Annotated in this window: 23 protein-coding genes; 6 read left to right on the forward strand and 17 right to left on the reverse strand. The window is 49.8% G+C overall.

Annotation, left to right across the window (positions count from 1 at the left end):
* Positions 1-224 precede the first annotated feature (224 nt).
* The 12 genes from FPE01S_RS07765 to FPE01S_RS07820 all read right to left on the reverse strand — a co-directional run bounded on the left by FPE01S_RS07765 (position 225) and on the right by FPE01S_RS07820 (position 9,168).
* Positions 225-434, reverse strand: coding sequence for a hypothetical protein (locus FPE01S_RS07765; RefSeq protein WP_046368180.1), 210 nt, complete (start codon positions 432-434; stop codon positions 225-227).
* Entirely contained in the window at positions 400-1,089 is a 690-nt protein-coding gene (locus tag FPE01S_RS07770; protein ID WP_046368181.1) for an aspartate/glutamate racemase family protein, read from the reverse strand. The genes FPE01S_RS07765 and FPE01S_RS07770 overlap by 35 nt, the downstream gene beginning before the upstream one ends.
* A 29-nt stretch (positions 1,090-1,118) precedes the next feature.
* Positions 1,119-1,538 (reverse strand): hypothetical protein, encoded by a 420-nt coding sequence (locus tag FPE01S_RS07775; protein ID WP_046368182.1) that lies wholly within the window; start codon positions 1,536-1,538, stop codon positions 1,119-1,121.
* Positions 1,539-1,551: 13 nt separating this feature from the next.
* Positions 1,552-2,169 (reverse strand): hypothetical protein, encoded by a 618-nt coding sequence (locus FPE01S_RS07780; RefSeq protein ID WP_046368183.1) that lies wholly within the window; start codon positions 2,167-2,169, stop codon positions 1,552-1,554.
* A gap of 50 nt (positions 2,170-2,219) precedes the next feature.
* The gene (locus tag FPE01S_RS07785; protein ID WP_046368184.1) at positions 2,220-2,633 is read right to left on the reverse strand and encodes a hypothetical protein; all 414 of its coding nucleotides are present in this window, start codon (positions 2,631-2,633) and stop codon (positions 2,220-2,222) included.
* A complete protein-coding gene (locus tag FPE01S_RS07790) occupies positions 2,633-3,397 on the reverse strand; it encodes a class I SAM-dependent methyltransferase (RefSeq protein WP_046368185.1) in 765 nt (254 codons plus the stop codon). Before FPE01S_RS07790 ends, FPE01S_RS07785 begins: the two co-directional genes overlap by 1 nt.
* Positions 3,361-4,128 carry a DUF2071 domain-containing protein gene (locus tag FPE01S_RS07795; protein WP_046368186.1) on the reverse strand — a complete coding sequence of 256 codons (768 nt, stop codon included), beginning with the start codon at positions 4,126-4,128 and terminating at the stop codon, positions 3,361-3,363. Before FPE01S_RS07795 ends, FPE01S_RS07790 begins: the two co-directional genes overlap by 37 nt.
* 12 nt (positions 4,129-4,140) lie before the next feature.
* The gene (locus tag FPE01S_RS07800) at positions 4,141-4,503 is read right to left on the reverse strand and encodes a DoxX-like family protein (protein ID WP_046368187.1); all 363 of its coding nucleotides are present in this window, start codon (positions 4,501-4,503) and stop codon (positions 4,141-4,143) included.
* Positions 4,496-5,212, reverse strand: coding sequence for a hypothetical protein (locus FPE01S_RS07805; protein WP_157473927.1), 717 nt, complete (start codon positions 5,210-5,212; stop codon positions 4,496-4,498). The genes FPE01S_RS07800 and FPE01S_RS07805 overlap by 8 nt, the downstream gene beginning before the upstream one ends.
* 8 nt (positions 5,213-5,220) lie before the next feature.
* Positions 5,221-5,658 (reverse strand): hypothetical protein, encoded by a 438-nt coding sequence (locus FPE01S_RS07810; RefSeq protein ID WP_046368189.1) that lies wholly within the window; start codon positions 5,656-5,658, stop codon positions 5,221-5,223.
* Positions 5,659-5,699: 41 nt separating this feature from the next.
* Positions 5,700-8,312 (reverse strand): MGH1-like glycoside hydrolase domain-containing protein, encoded by a 2,613-nt coding sequence (locus FPE01S_RS07815; RefSeq protein WP_046368190.1) that lies wholly within the window; start codon positions 8,310-8,312, stop codon positions 5,700-5,702.
* 82 nt (positions 8,313-8,394) lie between these two features.
* Positions 8,395-9,168 (reverse strand): LytR/AlgR family response regulator transcription factor, encoded by a 774-nt coding sequence (locus FPE01S_RS07820; protein WP_046368191.1) that lies wholly within the window; start codon positions 9,166-9,168, stop codon positions 8,395-8,397.
* 125 nt (positions 9,169-9,293) lie between these two features.
* Here FPE01S_RS07820 and FPE01S_RS07825 point away from each other — a divergent pair, with 125 nt between their 5' ends.
* Positions 9,294-11,255: a M61 family metallopeptidase gene (locus FPE01S_RS07825; protein ID WP_052955590.1), complete on the forward strand. Its 1,962-nt coding sequence runs from the start codon at positions 9,294-9,296 to the stop codon at positions 11,253-11,255.
* A 327-nt stretch (positions 11,256-11,582) separates the two neighbouring features.
* On the forward strand, positions 11,583-11,987 hold the full coding sequence (locus FPE01S_RS07835) for a GNAT family N-acetyltransferase (protein ID WP_046368193.1): 405 nt from the start codon (positions 11,583-11,585) through the stop codon (positions 11,985-11,987).
* Positions 11,988-12,014: 27 nt separating this feature from the next.
* Here FPE01S_RS07835 and FPE01S_RS07840 read toward each other — a convergent pair whose 3' ends face one another.
* Complete coding sequence (locus FPE01S_RS07840; RefSeq protein ID WP_157473928.1) at positions 12,015-12,932, reverse strand: hypothetical protein; 918 nt, start codon at positions 12,930-12,932, stop codon at positions 12,015-12,017.
* A 391-nt stretch (positions 12,933-13,323) separates the two neighbouring features.
* Here FPE01S_RS07840 and FPE01S_RS07845 point away from each other — a divergent pair, with 391 nt between their 5' ends.
* From FPE01S_RS07845 to FPE01S_RS07855, 3 genes are all read left to right on the forward strand, one after another.
* Entirely contained in the window at positions 13,324-14,022 is a 699-nt protein-coding gene (locus FPE01S_RS07845; RefSeq protein ID WP_046368195.1) for a hypothetical protein, read from the forward strand.
* A gap of 61 nt (positions 14,023-14,083) precedes the next feature.
* Positions 14,084-14,725, forward strand: coding sequence for a vWA domain-containing protein (locus tag FPE01S_RS07850; RefSeq protein WP_046368776.1), 642 nt, complete (start codon positions 14,084-14,086; stop codon positions 14,723-14,725).
* 383 nt (positions 14,726-15,108) lie between these two features.
* Positions 15,109-15,672 (forward strand): hypothetical protein, encoded by a 564-nt coding sequence (locus tag FPE01S_RS07855; protein ID WP_046368196.1) that lies wholly within the window; start codon positions 15,109-15,111, stop codon positions 15,670-15,672.
* A gap of 47 nt (positions 15,673-15,719) precedes the next feature.
* Here the strand turns inward: FPE01S_RS07855 and FPE01S_RS25855 are convergent, their stop codons facing one another.
* From FPE01S_RS25855 to FPE01S_RS24705, 4 genes are all read right to left on the reverse strand, one after another.
* Entirely contained in the window at positions 15,720-15,872 is a 153-nt protein-coding gene (locus FPE01S_RS25855) for a hypothetical protein (RefSeq protein WP_157473929.1), read from the reverse strand.
* Positions 15,873-15,889: 17 nt separating this feature from the next.
* Positions 15,890-17,146, reverse strand: a complete 1,257-nt coding sequence (locus tag FPE01S_RS07865; protein WP_046368198.1) for a tetratricopeptide repeat protein — start codon at positions 17,144-17,146, stop codon at positions 15,890-15,892.
* A 1-nt stretch (position 17,147) separates the two neighbouring features.
* Entirely contained in the window at positions 17,148-18,497 is a 1,350-nt protein-coding gene (locus FPE01S_RS07870) for an AAA family ATPase (RefSeq protein ID WP_245623961.1), read from the reverse strand.
* Between the two features lie 419 nt (positions 18,498-18,916).
* Complete coding sequence (locus FPE01S_RS24705) at positions 18,917-20,263, reverse strand: hypothetical protein (RefSeq protein WP_052955592.1); 1,347 nt, start codon at positions 20,261-20,263, stop codon at positions 18,917-18,919.
* 132 nt (positions 20,264-20,395) lie between these two features.
* On the opposite strand from FPE01S_RS24705, the gene FPE01S_RS07880 reads away from it, so the two are divergent.
* Positions 20,396-21,070: a TIGR02117 family protein gene (locus FPE01S_RS07880; RefSeq protein ID WP_046368200.1), complete on the forward strand. Its 675-nt coding sequence runs from the start codon at positions 20,396-20,398 to the stop codon at positions 21,068-21,070.
* Positions 21,071-21,073: the final 3 nt, after the last annotated feature.

The raw sequence follows: 21,073 nt of genomic DNA on the forward strand, positions 1-21,073 counted from the left end.
TTTCCTGTTTTTTGATCAGCCGGGCCGCCACTGCTCAATCACATCGTGTGGTAGCGCATTATGGTTATGGGAAAGCAGACATATCAGAACAGGAGCGTCGCTGGCTCATGAAACAGCTCGACAGCCTGATTCCCGAGGATTGTTATGTAGATACCGTTCGACTGATTGGATTTACTGACACGATCGGGAGCCTGCCTTTCAACACGCGGCTTGCGCTGAAGCGGTCAGGCAACATGATCGGAATACTGCACGACCTGGGCTGGTTCCATGAACGGACCACCTGGTATTTCTCCGCCAGTGGCGAAGATCTTTCCACCCAGCCGGACAGTCTCAAGCGAAGGGTCGAGATCCGGATCAGCCTCCGTTGTTCCAAAAACTACCTGGAAGCAAAACAGCCGGTTAACCCAGCGCGAAATCAATTGCCGCCTGCGCATGCAACTGCGTGGTATCGAATAGGGGAACATTTACATCTTCGGGTAATACCACCAACGGAAGTTCTGTACAGCCCAGGATGACACTGTCCGCGCCTTTGGCGATCAGTTCCCGGATGATGGTAAGGTAGCGGGCTTTGGTTTCCGCTGTTACAATGCCTTTCCCCAGTTCATCGAAGATCGTCTGGTGAATGAAAGCGCGGTCTTCCTCACCAGGAATCAGCACTTCTATGCCGCCGGCAAACAGTTTGGACCGGAAGAAGTCGAGTTCCATGGTAAACTTTGTTCCGAGCAGGGCCACTTTCCTGCAACCGCTTTTCTCAATAGCCGCTGCAGTTACTGTAGCGATGTGGATCAGCGGGATCTGAATGACTGCCTGTAACCGGTCGGCAATATTGTGCATGGTATTGGCGCAAAGGATAATGGCCGACGCGCCGCTATCCTGCAGGTGCAATGCAGCCTTGCTGAGCATCTGGAACGTTTTGTCCCAGTCATTGCTGTCGTTATTGCGCTTGATATCGCCATAATTGAATGAATAGATCAGACATTCAGCGAATTCCAGTCCGCCGAGTTGCTTATTGATGCCCTGGTTGATCAGGCGATAATAATCTGCAGTGGAAACCCAGCTGATGCCCCCGATAAGTCCGATGATTTTCATGGTGTAACAATAAGCGGCAAATTTACCGGCTATTCTGTTTTGCGGCGCATCGATTTCAGCAGGGGAATGCCGTGCAGTAGCACCAACACTGATGCCGTGCAGTACAGCAGGAAAAGGTGAGGTCCGTAGAACCTGTGATCTGCGATTTGAATATAACGCTGGGGATAAATCGGTCGACGTAAAAAGAGATTGCTGACCAAAACGATAACAGCAGTTATCATGAGCAGGAGTAGCTGGTATTTTCGCGACAACGTTTTCAAACGAGTGAATTTGTGTAATAGGGCAATGACAAGCAATAGTACAGTTACTGTTAGCTTATAATGCAGCTGGCTGGGTGACATAGTATATTTACCAGGTGTGCTTACGCCATCAACGATCAGTAACCACCAATTGACCTGGAAAGCCGCAAGTATTAAGTAGTAAATCCAGAAACCAAAAATCCTGCTCATAAGGTAAAGTTTATCAGAGACTCAACTGAACTGATTCCATAAAATAACGATAGATGTCTGTACAATTCTCATCTGTTTCGTTGTCCCGCAAATCAAAATTTATAACGTAGTCACCGACCAGCACCAGGTAATAGCGGGATCTCCGCAAGGCTGTTGTGCTTCCGAAAAGTTGATTTAAATACCTGACACTGTAGTATACTGCCGGGTAACCACCAACAGTCGTTTCCTGGATCTCATCTATCGTCTGAACTTCACGGAAAAGTTTTTTTATGTTGGTCGCAATGCCCGACATTTCAACCCTGAGGCCCAGCAGTGTTTGCCATTCTTCCTTCCTGGACTGCACCGAAATGCTTGGGTTATACCTGTCCTGCCCGTCATATTTGATAAAACTGTACAACAATGTGGTGTTGTCGGGCTGCTTTGAGGCCTCCTTATATTTTTTTCGCATTTCCCTGCTCATCATAGCCGTTTTATAGAATTCCGTTGTCCAATAGCCTTCCGGAGTGGCATACCAACCGGTTGGTCGCTGCAGCCTGATGGTGAAGGATTTTTCTTCCGGGTCCTGGGCTTGGACGGTAATTGACAAAAAGCTCAGTATAACGAACAGGGGGAACGGGATAGGATTTCTCATGATAAGGTTTGAACGGGCAGTAAAGTAGGAACTTTTTAATTCCCGGGCAATTACCGCAGGCCTGAAAGGAAAAATAAAGCGGACAGATAACTCCAAAGAAAAATGAAAAGAACATGCACAGTGGTTTCGAACGGCTTGCCCTTCCATGTGCCACGGGAATAACCGAAAAATTGTGTAAGCAACCGGACCAGCCAAAAAACACCGAGTGCTGCACTGATCTTCCTGCCCAATGGTGTACCGATGAGCTCATTCGAAGCTGTTACACACAATAACCCGATCCCCAGCACCACCAGTGCAATAAAAAAGGAATGGACATACATGATCTCCCGGTTTACGAGGCTCAATGTTGCGAGCTCTGCTTTCCACCGGAAGTATTTGGGAAAAACGCCATGTAACAATGCCAGAATAATAAGCACAACCCCTGTACCCTGCAATAAATATGATAATGTGTTGGCAGTGGGCATCACGCGGTACAGTTAAAAACAGACATAAAAGGGGTGAACTTGGTTTCCTTCATATCGGCAAATCCGGCATCGGTGAATGCTTTCTTCCAGGTATCACGGGAAAAGAAATGCGTAAACCCAATGGTGAATGCCAGGAAATTGGGAAAATCTCTCAGGTGTTCCACCATAATTACTTTTCCGCCGGGCTTGCAAATGCGGCGGCATTCTTCCAGCAAACGCGCTTTTTCTTCATTCGAGCGAATCTCATGCGCGGCAGATAAAAGAAAAACAAGATCGGCTGCTTCTTCCCCCAGCGGGATGGCATTGGTTGCTATCCGCGCGGTATCGGGAAATTCCTGGGTAACTTTTCTTGCGCGCACTATCGCTGGCTCCGTGTGTTGCTTTGCGTTATAAAAATCAAATACCGTCACTTCCGCCTTCGGAAAATGCCGCTGCAGGATAAAACTGGTTTCGTCAAAACCCGCATTGATATTCACGATTCTGCCCACCGCATTGGGCTCCTCTACTTCCTTTTGCAGCCAGTCGAAATGATAGTAACCGGAAAAATCATAGACATAAGCTGATACCAGCAGCGGCATGACCAATCCATAGGTATAGGCCGCAAGTAGTATCCAGGTGGCTGTGGTCATTACAGGCGGTGTCAGCGGCAGCAGCCTTATCGCGAGCATTAACAATCCCAGAGACAAGAGCCCGTACACATAGAAATGCCGGTTAAAACTCAGGATGTTCAGGACACCCTGGAAGGGTCTTCTTTTGGCTTCCATGATTCAAGCTTTCCTTTTTTCCAGTAATAAGGGATATCGCGGATGATAAATGCATTGGCCAGCCGGGCTTCCGGTAGTTTCTTCCTGTCGAAAAAGCTGAACTGCTGGTGCAGCACGCTAACAGGTTCAGGATTCCATTGCTGCCGCACGCCTTCAATGATCAGCACGGAACGGTTCGCCGGGTTATAGGTAAAAGTAAACGGCAGGGGGCCAGCATAGCGCCGGGCAGTTTTCCAGTCAGGAAAGGGGGATTCTTGCGGCAGTCCCGGTAGTTCAGCACCAGGCAGTTCTACTGCAACATTGAAACCGGAACGGCTGGACTGCACCGTCATCAGCCCGTTCTTGATCTTCTGGCTGATGTCTGTTGTCGAATATTGGTAGTGGGTGAAAATGTTTCCGAAGAATTCCATTTTCTTTTTATCTGTCTCCGATTGAAGAATATACAGCCCGCGAAGGTGCTTTCCCCGCTGGTCGGTATAACGCACAAATACGCGGTAGCCAATGAGGTGAAAATCATTTCCCATAAATTTCGGAAAACCTTTTGGCCGCAGGTCGCGGGTCTGCACCATGGCGACAGCAACAAAGGCCCATTGATTGTCGTAGGTATCCAGTTCAAGACATTCAGGGATCAGCGGTTGGACGCGTTCAATCGGAAGGGCATAAGTGAGAACAAGTGAGTTCTCAAAGAATGCTTCCACCGCAAAAGGGTGGTTTTGAAGGAAGGAAAGCATTTTTCAGGCGGATTAGGTTTCGGTTGCGGGTCGCCGTAAGCCGGTGAACCCGATCAACAAGATAAACAAAAAAGCGAAAAATGCGTTGAATTTTCCCCACAACAGGAGGTCCGGCACCAGTATGAATTCCAATAGGTTCATGCTGGCAATCACCACCACCTGGACTATTGTATTCAGCCGCGGCCGCAAACCACTGATGATCCAGACCGCCATCCCGATCTCGGCAAAACCGATCAGCTTTGTAAACAGGGCCGCATGCTCCGTTCCCAGAATGCGGCCAACAATCTCCTGGTGACGCGGTACCTGGTTCAGCACTTTGCAATAAAGTCCGTTGATCAGCCAGACTGCGGCGATTGGATATTTCAGGTTATTCATGGAAGCGCCAGAATTTGCTGGCGCCGTAGTCTTCCGAATACATCACCAAAGTGTCCTTTTTCATCCTGAGTGTTGCCTTATAGGTGAAATCAGGATAAATGATGGTTATGGTGTTTTCTTTGAGCCGGTATGGATAGCTTTCACCCTGGTCAGTATAGTAAATGCTGTCCTTCATTATGTGAAAGCTTGCAAATTCGTTGGTGCCGTCTGTCCACACACCAATTATTGAATCTGGAGAAATCGAATATGACTTTTCAATACTTGGTGTTGTTGCAGTTGCTGCCGGAGTAATCTTCACCGAAGGCTCATATTCATGGATTGTAGCCCCAACGATAAATGGCGTAATGAAGATGCCAATAAGCAACAACGCATTCAATACTCCGTCCACATACCAGCGATAGCCTTTGGGAATAGTCTCACCTCTTGAAACAAATATTAAATCCCGGTTTAACAGCCAATAGGGTAAACTGTTGGCTATTGCGATCATGACCAGGGTAGTCAGCGGTACTAAAAATCCGAATTCAAAGGCTGAGTAATAGAGGCACCTGTAAATACCCAAACCCGCCATCGGCAACGCCAGCACAAGGTGAAAATATAAAGCGGGCCTGGAGAAGAATCTCCTGAACAGTGATTTTTTCGGTCGGAAGTGGTTGTTGACTACGACCATTATGAAATATCCCGCTAATACGAAAAATGAAAGAATAGTCATGTCAGTAATTATCTCCTTCCTGGTTCAGTTCCCGTAAATCCGATCCTTTTGAATATCATGAACGACTGTCCCGGCCTGTATAGCACAAGCGATGTATCGTTAACCTGGTGAATTACCACAGTATCCTGCTCTATCACCAGCAAATTATCCGGAAGCAGGGCATAGTCCGCGATCTTGTTATTCTCCTCCAACCCGCCGGGCTGGTCAGATTCAAATTCCCGCGATGGTGAAAACCTTATGGTCAGTCCTGAATTAGTCTGGTTGACAGTATCCTGAAACTTTTTGCCCTCATCAGTCATGGCATCATAACCTTCCAGTTCAATGCTTTTGTATTCCCACTTGCCGATTATGGCATTGGGTGAACTGGTATTTGGGGATGGAACAGACAGCTGGCAGGCTGCAAAAGGCAATGAAAGGGCGACAATGCAGGCCGGTAATTTTTTCATGGTAAGGGTTGGTGTTACCCAAAACTATAGTATCACACGCATCAATCCTCATCCATCTCCAACAATAAATTCGCGATCAGTGCCGTCCAGCCCGTCTGATGCGAAGCCCCCAATCCCTGGCCCGTGTCCCCATGAAAATATTCGTAAAAAAGATGATGTTCTTTGAAATGAAGATCACTCCATTCTGTGTGATCCTCCCGGTGGTAACGGAACTTGCCATCACCATTAACCGAAAAGATCTTCAGCAACCGGCGCGTCAGCTCATTGGCCACCTGCTTCAGGGTGAGCTGCTTACCCGATCCTGTCGGAAACTCCACCGTATACGCATCTCCGTAATAAGTGTAATATTTCCGGATCGCATGGATGATCAAATAATTGATCGGAAACCAGATCGGCCCCCGCCAGTTGGAATTGCCACCAAACATCGAGCTGGTGCTATCTCCCGGCTCATACTGGATCCTGTAGGAATTACCCTGGTAATGGAACTCAAAGGGTTTGTCCTGGTAACACTTCGACAAAGACCGGATGCCATAGTCCGACAGGAACTCCGCCTCATCCAGCAGTCTCTTCAACAGGTGTTCCAGGCGGTCACCTACCATGATGGCGAACAGGTAATTGCCATCCTTGTTCTTTTGTTCAATATCAGAAATGATCCGGGTAAGATCCGGACGTGTCAGGCGGATCACCTCCAGGCGGGTATTGAATTCGCGCAGTTTTTCAAACACACTGGTGTTCATGATCTCCACGGCCAGCAAAGGAATAATCCCCACCAGCGACCGGATCTTCAACCGCTGGCTGCTACCGTTCTCGAACTGGATCGCATCGTAATAGAAAGCATCTTCCTCATCCCAAAGCGAAATGTCTTTCTTGCCCATATGATGCATGGCCCAGCCGATATTGAGAAAGTGCCGGAAGAACTTGGAAGCAGATTCTTCATAGGCCCGGTTGTGCTGGGCCAGCTCCAGGGATATGCGCAGCATGTTGATCGCATACATCGCCATCCAGCTGGTTGCATCGGCCTGTTGCAGCTTTTTGATGCCATGGGGCATCTGGTTGCGGTCAAATACCCCGATATTATCCAGTCCCAGGAAGCCACCTTCAAATATGTCGATGCCGTTGGCATCTTTCTGATTCACCCACCAGGTGAAGTTCATTAATAGCTTCTGGAAGGCGCGTTCCAGGAAATCCCAGTCGGCCACACCGGTCTTGTTCCGGTCGGTTTCAAAAACATACCAGACGGCCCACGCATGCACGGGTGGATTCACATCACTGAAGTTCCATTCATATGCCGGGATCTGGCCATTGGGATGCATGTAGTATTCCCGCAACACCAGCTGCAGTTGCTGTTTGGCAAATGCGGCATCCACATGTATAAAGCTGGCCGCGTGAAAAGCAAGGTCCCATGCCGCAAACCAGGGATATTCCCATTTGTCGGGCATCGAAATGATATTGCGGGAAGTCAGGTGCTGCCAGTCGTAGTTGCGCTGGTGGTTGCGGTATGGAGAGTTCTCATTGGGCTCTCCGAACAGCCATTTGAACACATCCAGGTAATAAAATTGTTTCGTCCACAACAACCCGCCAAGCGCGCTGCGCAACAGCGAACGGTGATCGCGCGACAGCCTTTCCGGGGCATGCTGGTGATAGAAAGCATTAGCCTCTGCTATTCTCTTTCCGAACACCAGGTCAAAATCATCCCACGGCGCATCATTGTGCACCTTGGATAGCCGGACCCGGAAAACAGCCGATTCTCCGGATGCCAGGCTTCGCTGGTACCAGACAGCGCTCTTTGTTCCTGTCTTTTTAATGTTGACCGATTTCGAACCATGCACCACGAAATTGTTGATACCGTCCTTCACAAACGCAGTATCGTTGGGACGATGATACATCCGCTGGTTGTTGGTTTCATTGTCGCAGAACAGCTGTTCACCCGCTTCATGGTAGAGGTAGTAACTACCATTGCGGGTCGATTGCGCCAACAGCGACAGGTCGTTCAATGCACTGAGCTCAGGTTTTTCAAAACGGGGATTATGCCGCCAGAAGTTGCGGTACCAGAGATGAGGGAGCACATGTATGTCGGCCGGATCCGGACCGCGGTTGATCACCGTGACCTTCATCAGGATATCATCAATCGATGCTTTTGCATATTCAATGATGCAGTCGAAATACCGGTTCTCCCGGAACACGCCTGTATCCATCAGCTCAAACTCCTGCTGGTGCCTGTCCCGCTGGTTATTTTGGATGAGTTCGAGGTACGGAAAAGCCGCCTGCGGGTATTTGTACAGAAACTTGCAGTAAGTATGGGTGGGAGAAGAATCCAGGTGGAAATAGAGCTCCTTCACATCCTCTCCGTGATTGCCCTCGCCATTGGTGAGACCGAAAAGGCGTTCTTTCAGCAGGGGATCATTACCATTCCAGAACGCCGGTGCCAGGCAGAGTACCTGGTCGCTGTCGCAAAAGCCTGCAATGCCATCTTCGCCCCAGCGGTAGGCATAGCTGCGGGCGAGGTCATGGTTCACGTAATTCCATGTATTGCCCTCGGGACTATAATCTTCCCTTACAGTTCCCCACTGTCGTTCTGAAATATAGGGACCCCATTTTTTCCAGTGCTTGCTGCTGGCGGACAGGGCAAGGCGCTCATTTTCTGCGTTGGACAAGCGAAAAGGTTAAAGTGACAAAAGCGGCTTGCAATCGTTGATGGAGAATAAGGCAGTTGTTGTAGCTAATATAGCAATTCCCTCACTTTCCCAGCCATTTCTTGAAGTCGTTGGCGCGAAGGCGGCTGATCACAATGTCTTCATAAGCGGAAGGGGTGACGGTAAGTTTGAGTTTTCCGTCAAACCAGGGATACACCTCATGAATGGACCGGTAATGGGCAATGAACTGCCGGTTCACGCGGAAGAAGTTATCCGGATCAAGCTGGGTTTCTATTTCGTCTAGATGGTTGTCGATCAGGTAGTCGGCACCGGAAAAAGTCTTGATGAAATTGTCGCGCCCCTTTTTGTACACGAGGGCAACTTCCGCGGTATCGATGCTGAACATCCGGGTTGCTTTTTTGACCAGGAACCTCGATTTGTAGGGTCTGGCCTGTTCCTTCAGGTTACTGACCAGGTCCTCGAGTTGTAAGTGCTGCAACTGCAATTCCTTCCTTGCCGCCCGGTGCAGGGATTTCCATTTTTGGATGGCCTGTTCCAGCTGCTCGCGGCGCAGCGGCTTCAGCAGGTAGTCGATACTGTTATACCGGAAAGCCCGGATGGCGTGGGTGTCCAGTGCTGTGATAAAGATGATGGCGCTGTTGGTCGTCACCTGTTGGAGGATATCTAAGCCTGACCCCTCGCTCAGTGCGATATCCATAAAGATCATCTCAGGCGGCGGGTGCTGCTGCAGCCATGCTATAGCTTCTTCCACACTGTCCAGCCATTCAAGGATCACCGCACCCGGTTCAATTTCACCCAGCAACCGGATCAGTCTTTTTGCTGCCAGCTTTTCGCCATCAACGATCAGCACTTTCATGGCCCAATTTTAGGAAATCCCGATGCTGAAGCCGGATTAAATGGGATGACCGGTAATTGCCAGTAGTAAATCCGAAATCCAATATGTATTTTCCGGTCATGATGGCACCTGTCAGGTTACTATTTATGTTTTGGTTTACACTGCTCACCGTGGTTGTGGCAGCCCAACCGCGAACTGCCGGCTACCAGTTTACAGTTGATCTCAGGGCTGTGGACTCCGACCGGCTGATGGTGCATGTAAAATTGCCGGCACTTTCCGGCGTGGGATCAAAACTGGTCTGGGCTTTTCCACGGATCATCCCGGGTACCTATCGGATCAGTGATTTCGGACAATTCATTTCGCAGGTAAAAGCGTATGACCGGCAGGGAAGGCTATTGCCGGTGAAAAAAATTGATACCAACCGGTGGCAGATCAACGGTACTGCTCAACCCGAACGGATCACCTACCTGGTAGACGATATTGTTGACACGGAAAAGAAACATAACATCTATGCCATGTCGGCAAGCAATATTGAGGCGGGAATGAATTTTGTGCTGAATACGCCGGCATTTTTCGGTTACCTCGAAGGATACACGCAGTTGCCCGTTCGCCTGGAGATCAGTAAACCCGAAACTTTCTATGGTGCGACCAGCATGATGCCAATAGCACAAACGAACACGAGCGATGTGTTCGAAATGAGCAGCATTGACGCCCTGTACGACGGGCCATTATTGTATGCCGTTCCAGATACTACTGTGGTAACCGTGGGCAATTGTCGCGTGCTGGTTGCCGTGTATTCACCGAATCATAAGATAACATCGGCGCAGATCGCTTCCTGGCTGGAGCCGCTGCTGCGCGCCACGCAGGCTTTCCTGGGAGGGAAGTTGCCCACCGACCAGTACGCTTTCCTGTATTATTTCAGGGATCCCAATCTGAAGCATTCCTTTCCGAATCAAAACATGGGCGCACTCGAGCATACCCGGAGTTCTTTTTACTACCTGCCTGAAATGTCGGCTGATGCCCTGCAGAAAGACGTGACTGATATGTCGTCGCACGAATTCTTTCACATCATCACGCCGCTGACCATTGCGTCGAAAGAGATCAAACAGTTCAATTTTTCGCGGCCGGTGCTGTCACAACACCTGTGGCTGTATGAAGGGGCTACAGAATATTTTTCACGCCTGGTGCAGGCACAATACGGGTTGAAATCAACAGAAACATTCCTGGGTGAATTGGTGCGGAAAATAGTCATGTCGCGGAACCAGTTCAATGATAAACTTCCCTTTACGGTATTGAGTAAAGAGAGTGCCGGAAAATATGCTGACCAGTATGTGAATGTTTACCAGAAGGGCGCACTGATCGCTGCCTGCCTGGATTTGCAGCTGTTGCACCGTTCGCAGGGCCGGTATGGCCTGCGGGAGCTGGCACGCGACCTTGGTAATCGTTACGGGAAGGATAGCGCGTTTAATGATGCGGAATTGTTCGGGGAGATCGGGCGGCTTACCGGGCCGGAAACGGAAGCATTTCTGCAGCGGTATGTGGCAGGCGGGGAGCCCATCCCTTATGAATATTATTTGGGACTTGCGGGCGTAAAATATGCCGCAGAGGCCCGGGAAGAGGTGTATACGCTGGGTGGATTTGGTACCTATCAGGATGCCGGCGGATGGCTGTGGGTGGATGACACGTCGGAGCTGAATGCATTTGGTAAGAAGATGGGATACCAGCCGGGAGATAAGATCGTGTCGGTCAACGGTGAGCTGATGCGGGGCAACCAGGTGCCTTCCCGCCTGAGTAATGTCAAAAAGCAGTTGCACCTGGGTGATACCTTACGGGTAAGGGTGGTGCGTAAGAGTGATTCCATTTGGCTGGTACAGCCTGTTGAGAAAGTCACCGTCATCTACAAAAACCAGATCTCCCTGCAGGCCGATGCGTCCGCTGAAGCGCTGGTGGTGCAGCAGGCCTGGCTCAAGCCGGCGGCGTCATTTACAACAACCGGTTTTGTGCCACAGGATACAACCCAGGTGGGATCCACTGACGCGTATCCGGACAGTGGAGCCGCATTACCAGTTCCGGCTGATCTTAGGACTGAAGGCGAAATACATCGATGAGCAACCAGGAGGCTGGCATTAATCAGATTGCAGTTTTATCTGTTGATGAGTATCTGGTTCGTTGTGCTAGTTGTGAAAGTGACTCCCGGGCAGATGTGATGATTGTTTCCGAATACTGGCATATTTACTGGATCCCGATATTTCCCATCGGGAAGGAGGCCAATGTGATCTGCCAGGAATGCGGACTTAAACGCTGGGTCCAGGTATCGTCACCGTTGGTTCCTGTATATTGGCGGCGCAATTATCGCGGCTGTTGTTTTACTTGGCATATTGATTACGGCGATAACCTGATCCGGTGTTGGCTATATTTATGATCCAATCAGACTTATGAACATCAACTATTATTCAGACCGGATACCCGCAGCGGAACAGGTCATAGCGCTATACGATCTCGCCGGACTACCACGCCCGACCAACGATCCCGCACGCATACAAAGGATGATCGACAATTCAGACCTGATCGTCACTGCCTGGGATGGCGATTTACTGGTCGGTGTCTCCCGTGCCATCACTGATTGGGTATGGAGCTGTTACCTCGCCGATCTGGCGGTACACCCCCATTATCAGCAAAAAGGAATCGGCAAACAACTGGTAAATCTCACAAAAGAAAAAGTGAGCGAGCAGTCTATGGTGCTGTTGCTTTCCGTTCCTTCGGCTATGGAATATTATCCGAGGATCGGCATGGAAAAGTTGGACAATGCTTTCCTGATCAACCGTAAACCCTGGCAATAAGGCTCTCCGCTTCCAGGCAAAATTTTGCTATTTCAGTTTCTGACGGAGTTCCTCAATATTGTTTTCCATATAGGAGTAAGGGAGAATTGATAGCGGAAAACGTTCATCCATTTCCTTCAACAGTTTTTTCGCCTCAGCAGTTTTACCTTTTGACAGCAGGAACCCTATATTCGTGCAGTAAGTTGACCGATACAGGTTCAACAGCGAAACGGCATCCGGGGATCTTCTTATATCGCTTTTATTCAAGTATTTGATAGTATACGCCGACAAATTTTCTGATAGAATTGCCCTGGGATCATTGATGTCATTTTTGTCTGTAAGAACTAGGTCAACAAGGCCATCATCAACGATATAGTCAGTCAGGAAAAGATTAATAGAAGTATCCGCGCCACTTGAAAAATAAAGGTCTCTGTCAAACATGTTTTTCCTGAAAATATCCAGCAGAATCCTGTCTCCCCTGAGTACGTATTCGCCATAGTAGGTGGCGTTCATTGTCCAACTAACAGCTTTTCCCGCGAACCTGGGGTTGGGAATAGTGATCCGTTGAGGTGACCATAGCGCGTAACTCAGTGTATCAAGCTGATCATTGGCATACCCCATTTTGAGTTTCTTTTCCTGCTTCAGAAATTGCGGGTACCAGACAGTATTGAGTAAAGTCGCATCCACCACAGTTATATCCGTCCTGTATTGTTCAATTGTTTGCAGATACCAGGCGGGAAATGTGATGATATCGCCATAAGTAACCAGTATGGCATTCTTATGACAACTATTCAGTAACTGCCGGCTGATTGAAAGGACGGGTTCGATGAACCCGCCTCTTCTTTTGCCTTCGCGGAATGCCCATTTTGCTGAATCCGGCTGGCCCTTTGTCAGGTATGCCTGTGCGAGGCTTGCCCAGGTTGATGTGAGTTTGGAATAGGGGTCCAGCAAAATCCTTTCACCCATATATTCCGGTTCAAGCTGATTGACCAATTCAAACTGAGCACTTATCTTTTCTGCCCGTGATCTCGACGACAATGTGAGACCACGACCATCAAAAATGGTCATGCGATCCATTGCATAACCGAGAAAATAGTGTGCTTCAGCGTTTTGGGGATCCAGTTTTACTGCGCTATCCAACTGTAGAAAAGCACTACTATAGTCAGCGGTGTCCGTTCTTTGGGATTCGGCTTTAAACGCAGTAATACCACTTCTTAAGAGGGTCTGAAAGTTACTAATTTGAGAATAGGATAGCTGAAATGCAAGGACCAACAGAGCCGCAAAAAGGTTCTTTTTCATCATAAGGTGCGTGTAATATAGGGAAGATTCGAGTCAACTGATTTCCCTAAATTGCTGCATGCCCAAAAGCAAAGCATTTCACCGAAGAATCCAGGTGCTGGATCGTTGCCTGCGCCGCCGTCAGCGGTTGTGGACGGTCAATGCTTTGCTGGGGGCAACCAATGAACATCTCACGGAAAACGGCTACCCGGAAGTTTCCCTAAGAACCATCTATGACGACCTGCAATACCTGCAGTCGACGCTCGATGCCCCTGTAGAACGCTTTCAGCAGGGCAAATCAGTTTGTTACCGCTACAGCGACCCGACCTATACGCTGGTCAACTCGCCGTTGTCTCCTGGGGAGAAAGAAATGCTCCGGAAAATGCTGGCCTACCTGAAGGCAAACAACTTGCCGATGCAGGTTGAACTGGAAGGGCTGCTGGATCGGCTTGGCATGCTGGAGCTGGAGGAAGCAAAAGCAGATCAACGTGCTGCCCGCGAAATCAATCCTGATCTGGCTCCCGGACGCAGTCCATTTGAAGAACTTTCTGCTCCGCCAGCCGCCGCACCGGCTTCGTCAGAAGTACATTATTCTCTGCGAAAAAAATCGGAAAGTGCACCGGCAAAACCTGTAGCTGTTTCCGCGAAAATTGTCGTTGCAGTGCCTTCAATTGAGGAGCTGATCCTGAACCGGCTCGTCCTGCGTATGGAAGACGATAGCTATTCAGGCTTCTCAAAAGAATTCTGGCTTTGGCTGGAAGATGAATCTGACGATTAATTTGGTTTGCAGATAGGCTGCAAACATGCCTTTTAGGTTTGTATCAACAAAAACTGATACAATGCCAGCAATCAAAAAAATCTACAACCTCATTATCCTTGATGAAAGCGGTTCAATGGCTTCGATCCAGCAGCCTACCATGAACACGTTTAACGAACTGATCCAGTCCATCGTTGGCGAAACCACCCGTAAATCCGACCCGGAACAATGGATCAATTTCTTCAGTTTCAACGGAAATGGCATCAAGGAACAGATCCCGCTACAGAAGGTATCCAGCCTCAACCTGCTGAACGAAGACAATTACCGGCCGGATGCGTCAACCCCGCTGTTCGATGCCATCGGCCATGCTGCGGGGAAGCTCAGGCAGGTTGCCGAAAAGGAAAACGACTACGCTGTGTTGGTAACTATCCTGACAGACGGCGAGGAAAATGCTTCAAGGGAGTATTCAGGAGAGAAGATCAGTGCGCTCATTAAGGAGCTGAAGAAAAAGAACTGGGTATTCACTTACATCGGCACCAACCAGGATGTTGCCAGGGAAGCTGCAAAGATCAGCATCACCAACCACCTGTATTTCGCCGCACCCGAAATGGCCAGCAAGGCGGTGCTGTCAAAGGAGCTGAACGCAAGGAAAAGGTTTTACAAAAAGCTGGAGGAGAATCCCGGCAGTGCGATGCAGGACAGCTATTTTGATCCGGAGAGCTAGCATCGGCGGGCTTTTGTTGGTTGTCAATTCTACCCTATTGGTATCCTGATGCCACCCCAATGCATAGCTGTTGGTACCCCGGCCCTTAGCCAGAATTTACCCGGATTCTACCCGGTTTTCATAGGTAAAACGGGTCAATTCCGGGTAAAACCAGGGGTGCCAATGGGGTTCCAAAGACTTATCAACAGGGTAGTATTGTGGATGATGTAGAAAAAGATAAAGGTTCATCTTGCTTGTTTCATATTAAATGAAAATATAATTTTGCGGCCGGTTTTTGAAAAGTGGATGGTCGCAGGAACCATGGGAGTGCGACCCCATGTTCTTTCCGCCGCTCAGAAACCACGTCGGAAACAATATTTTTTAACCATTTAAATCCAATTTTTATGGCAACTGTAAATGACAGTGTTGTAACTAAAGGGTGGAAAGGCATGCTCAACAAGGAGGTCGTGCTCCGCAATTGGGATAACAAAACCGTGGTGTCTAAAGCACCGGGAGCGCGCGAGGGAGATCCTACACAACACCAGGTGCGGGTGCAGGACAGGTTCCAGATGGCTTCGCGGTATGGCAGGGCTATACTGGGCGATCCCGACCTCGCTGAAGCATACGCCAGGGTATTAAAACCCCGGCAGAATGTGTACAGCAGGGCAATGCAGGACTATCTCAACCCGCCCAAAGTCGTGGGGATCTCTACCAGGGATTACAACGGCAATGTGGGGGATCAGATCAGGATAAAAGCCTGGGATGATTTTCGGATTACGAATATGTATGTGGAAATATATGCACTCAATGGCGCCCTTCTGGAGAAGGGCAAAGCCTTGATCGATACGTTTACGTACGATTGGTACTATACCGCCAGGCAACCGAATATCGAGTTGCAGGGGATTAAGATCATCGCTATCGCAACCGACCTTCCCGGAAATGAAGGCATGCTTGAAATCACACTCTAAGGAGTTTGGACCACAGGTGCACCAGCATTGGTGCGCCTGTTTTTTCTTCAATCGAATTTGCGGGTCACTTCTATCCTGCCGACAATATTCGAATTGAACTCATCCAGTTCTTCTGCAGGAACCCAAAACTCATTGTGGATGGCCCCACCTACATTTTGGTTTACCGGCCTGTATAAAAAAGTTGTTTCTTTTGAAGTCATTCCAGGATTATTTAACTCTACGCTTTCCCCTCTTTGATCAGGAAAAAATTGCCGATCCACTGGAAGGCTATAAATGCAATAACAAATATGCCCGACCACATATTGAACAATTCACCGGTAGCAAAGGTGTCTATAATGGCCAGCACACCCACCGCCGCCATGGCAATCGTGTAAATGAATAGTACATTTTTTGGCTTTGTTGCAGAGAACATCACGCCGCCGGGCAGCATCATCGCAAAGCCGAAAACGGCAACCGCCAGGAAACGCGCATCTGACAATGCGAAATACAGCGCTACTCCTGCCAAAAATGTTCCCAGCGCAGCGGCCACCACATTGGAACTCATCCGCTCCTTCTTATCCAGCAGCAACTGCCCGTACCGGTTGAACCGCAGGAACAGGTTGCTGATCGGGGTCATGATCCAGGTGGAAAACGCCACCAACGCCACGGCGATGATCAGCGGTGCCAGGTAAGGCCGCAGGGTTTCGTTGGATTTGGCAATGCTTCTCAGCACCCGCATGGCTACATAGATCCCGATGATCACTCCCCACTGGTACCGCGACGTGAGATTGCTCATGAAGAAGGAATATTTCAGGAATAGCCGGTAGACGGGGTTAGAAGCCTTGATGGCTTCCAGCATACCGCTCTGCGCATAGGTGAAATTGGGATTGGTCTTCAGCGCCTCCCGGAAATGCTCCATGGCTTTTTTATGATCTCCCTTCTCCAGAAGTGCCCATCCATAATTCGCATGTGTATAGGCGTTATTCGGATCCTCCCGCAACGCACCCTCGATGGTAGTGAAAGATTCCTCTTTCCGGTTGAGTTTCAGCAATGCCGTGCTGCGTATATTCAGGCCAAGCAGGTTCTCGGGGTCGAGGCTCAGGGCCTCATCGGCCTGCTCCAATGCACCTTCGTAATCCTTTTTAGCCAGCCGTACATTGCCCAGCATAGCGAAATAGTCCGCATCGTATGGGTCAAGGGCGAGCGCCTGGCGCAGGGAACTTTCGGCCGAAGTATAGTCATCCTGCTGGATAAAAATCCGCGCCCGCAGATAATACAGGTGGGGAGAATCAGGCGATATCCCGATGGCGCGTGCGATGATCTCGCCGGCAACATCAAATTTATCCTGCTGCAGGTTGACTTCGGCCAGCAGGCCCAGGTATTGAATATTGTTAGCGTCTGTAGCCAGCAGGTCCCTCAGTTCTTTTTCGGCGTCTGCAAATCGTTGTTGTTGTAAAAGGATGTCAATCCGGGATAAGGTCAGGTCAGTGCTCATGTTATTTTTTGATTTTCATATAGGCCAGGATCTCGTCATACAGGCCGTTGTCATTGGCAAAAAGGGCAAAATTCCGCGCTGTCAGGAACCATTCCTGTGTACTGGGCTGATGTTTTTTCAGCGCTGCCAAAAGATCTTTAGTTTCAAGAGGTTTGGGAATGCCATCGGCAAATGCCGCTTCCAGCTTGCCTTCAATGGCGATGTCGATTACGGCATCTATATCGGCGCCGGAATAGTGTTCCGCTTTTTTGGCAATGCTGCTGACATCAATCGCTGAAGTCGGTTTGTTTTTCAGTTTGAGGCGGAAGATGGATTCGCGGCTGGGCAGATCCGGTGGCGGCACAAAGATGATGCGGTCAAAGCGGCCGGGACGGCGAAAGGCCGGATCCAGGTTCCAGGGGGTGTTGGTGGCGCCGAGCACCAGGATGCCTTCATTGCTGCTGTTGATCCCGTCCAGTTCCTGCAGGAACTGGTTGATCAGGTGTCTGCCGGAAGACTGTTTCATGTCGCTGCGGCTGGCGCCCAGGGCATCGATCTCGTCGATGAACAGCACACAGGGACTATTTGCCCGGGCCAGTTCAAAGATGTCGTGCAGGTTCTTTTCACTGTTGCCGATCCACATGTCGAGAATATTGGCCAGGCCCACATTGATGAATTTCGCATTGACCTGTCCCGCGGTGGCTTTGGCCAGGTAGGTCTTTCCGCAGCCGGGAGGGCCATACAACAGGATCCCGCCCCCGGTCTTTTTACCGTAGGCTTTATAGAGATCGGGATGCAGCAGCGGTTTGATAATCTTGAGTTCAATTTCCTTTTTTACGGCATCCATGCCGCCGACATCACTGAAATTGATCTCCGGTTTTTCCAGGAAACGGTTGTCGATCTCCTCGTCTTCTTCATCGACTGCCTCGAAAATATGCCGTACCCGAAGCTGGTCGTCCAGCTCGGGATCGCCGGCAGGATCAAGCAGGATGGCCTGCTTATAGGCTTCCCTCGCTTTGCCGATCGCGTTTTCACGGATCAGCGCTTTGGCATAAAGGATAAAGATCCCTGCATTGGCCCTGCCCTGTTCGATGGCAGCTTCCAGGATCACCACGCAGGCCGAGATATTGCCCTTGCGGAAAAAGATATCGGCCAGCGCGGCTTGTGTATCGGCATCGTTGGTGTATTTCAGGAGGATGGCATATTCTGTTTCTGCCTCGTCGAGCCGGTTGGCTGCCAGCAATGTTTCTGCCAGCAGGCGCCGGAGGGGTATATTGTCCGGGGAATGCTTCAGCGCTTCCCGGAGGCTATTGATGGTGGTTTCGTTCATGGTGTATACTGAGGTGAGCGGGCTTCCGTAAGGAAGAGACAAAAATGATATATGAAGAAATACTTCATGGAGGGGTATAGGGATAGCTACCAGGTAAGGTTTGCGTGCAAAATAAGGGAAAGTAGCCGACCGTGCAAGCGCACCGGAATGACACATTGAAACGCTCTGCCTATCCAGAATGATACTGTTTGTTATAGTCAGCTGAATGAGATGAAAACACTTTCGGCTGCAGCAACAGACAGTCTTACGGATATCCTCTATAATGTCGGATACAAAGGACCCGTGCAGTTTCGGAAAGTTGTTTGCCTATATAGAAATCTGTTTTCAGTGCAGTCGATACGAAACAAGCTCAGTACAGGCCAGCAAAACGAATACAGCAACAAGTGGTATTTTTCGCAGCACTTGTAAATGTAATATTTGCGTGACCGTGATTTACCTGAATTGTGTTGAAAGGTAACTGTCTACAATGACCGTATCGTCCTGAAACGGACCGTTAGCCTCTGCTTGTCGTACTGTTGGCAGCCGTCAGGCCCGATCCCTTTGCCAGTATAGAGCAGTCCACCGAATTCACCTTCCACGGGTTCGCCTATGCCACCCAGTTTGCGCAGCACCAGTGTTCCGCTGGAATAGGCAGCATGCGGCGTGGGATCACATTCCTGATACTGCGACCCAAAGCTGAAAGAGGTAGAGGGATTCAGGCTGTAATTGGCAGTGGTCATGCTGTTTCCGGGGATCGTCATATCGCCTGACGGAAATCCGGAATCGGTGGTGCCATTGGTTGTAAATCCAACGGAGATATTAGTGCCGTGAGCGGAGATGTTGATCTTGTCATTTACCACCAGTGCTGTCACATCACTGATGTTAATGTCAACTGGTCCGAAAGTGCCGATCATATACGTATTGGCTACCAGGTCGATCGGGGTTGTCAGGATCATCTGCTGAAATTCACGTTTGCCTCCCGGTGCCAGGGAGTCGGGGATGGTGATCTTTCCGTCTACAGCGACGGCGATCACCGCCTTACCGGGACCGTTTACGGGTACTGGGGCGTGATATTCCATTGCAGTGATGAAATTTCCGGATCCGGCGTTGCCATCTGCCATTCCCAGATTGCCGGGGCCTTCCCACACCTTCCAGTCCCGCACGGCTGAAATGTTGCCGCTCCAGCCCGACGGGCTAAGTACAGCCAGCAGGTCTTCGTCGTCGTGGTTCACCCCCATGATCATCACCCGGGAATGTTCCCCGGCGGCCAGGGCGTGATAAACAGAAGTGAGCCAGAGTTCACCCGTAAGCAGCCAGTCGGAAAAATGCGTAGTGGAAAGAGAAAGCGTGTGTGTGGTTTTATTCAATGCAGACGGAACTGCCTTCCAGGAGCCATCAGGTTGCTGCCAGGCAGCAACAAGCAGGTCTTCAGGGATGCGGTCCAGGTCCTGAGCATCGTAGTGAAAACTCAACTGCACCGGATGAGTGAAGGTTAGTCCCTCCGGCAAAAGGCGGTAGGCGGGTGCGGGCATATTGGTATCGAGTGTATTCCGGATCGGCTGGATGCTGAAGGTCGTATTGCCGCTGACCGCACCGGGCGGAACGGTCAGGGAGATCCGGCCATCGTCACTGGTCAATGAACCACCGGCAGCGCCAATGGTGGCGGTGACCGGTGACCCGGTTGCATTTCCTTTTGGGGTAATGATCGGAGATGGGCCAACAGGTGTTTCTCCCGGGTTTTTGCTGCAGCTGGTAAACAGGAAAGGAATTGAAAACAGTAGCAGGAGGATCAGGCGACGGTACTGGTTAACCGGAAATTGATGGCGCATGGTTGTAGATTGGTTCCTGCAAAGACAAAAACAAGTAAGGAGGGCCATGCTGTTCAGCATCTGAAATGACCGTTTTGCTTGCTGAAGTGGTACAATTGGTTACTTTAGTCGCCGAACCGTAAACCACCTGGATTGAAACGGATTTTGAAAATTATAGGATATGCCCTGCTGGGCTTCATTGCCTTCGTGGGCTGCTATCTTCTGATTGCCTTTACACTTTCCCGGATCACGATCGACCGGGAAGCCGGGGCAAACGGCGATGTAGCGATCTACATTATGACCAATGGCGTGCACACCGACCTGGTGGTTCCGGTAAAAAATGACCAGGTGGACTGGAGCAAAGAGATCCGGTTCGACAACACGACTTCAAAAGACTCAACGGCGCAATTTCTCGCTATGGGATGGGGGGATAAAGGTTTTTACCTGGAAACGCCGACCTGGGCCGACCTGAAATTCCGCACGGCCTACCGCGCGGCTTTTGGGCTGGGAAGTACAGCGATCCATGCGACTTTCTACAAAAACGTAACTGAAAATGCCAGTTGCCGGAAGATCATGGTGAGCCGGGATCAGTACGCCCGCCTGGCCACCTATATCACCAGCAGCCTGCAGCATGATGAAAATGGCCACGCTATTCCTATTAAGACCAATGCCAATTATGGCAAAACAGACAGTTTCTACGAAGCCAATGGCAGTTACAGCATGTTCAGAACCTGTAACAGCTGGGCCAACAGGGGACTGAAGGCCAGCGGACAAAAATGCTGTTTATGGACCGCGTTTGATACCGGCATCTTTCTCAAATACAAATAATGC

It is taken from the genome of Flavihumibacter petaseus NBRC 106054 (assembly GCF_000974785.1).
Lineage (GTDB): Bacteria > Bacteroidota > Bacteroidia > Chitinophagales > Chitinophagaceae > Flavihumibacter > Flavihumibacter petaseus.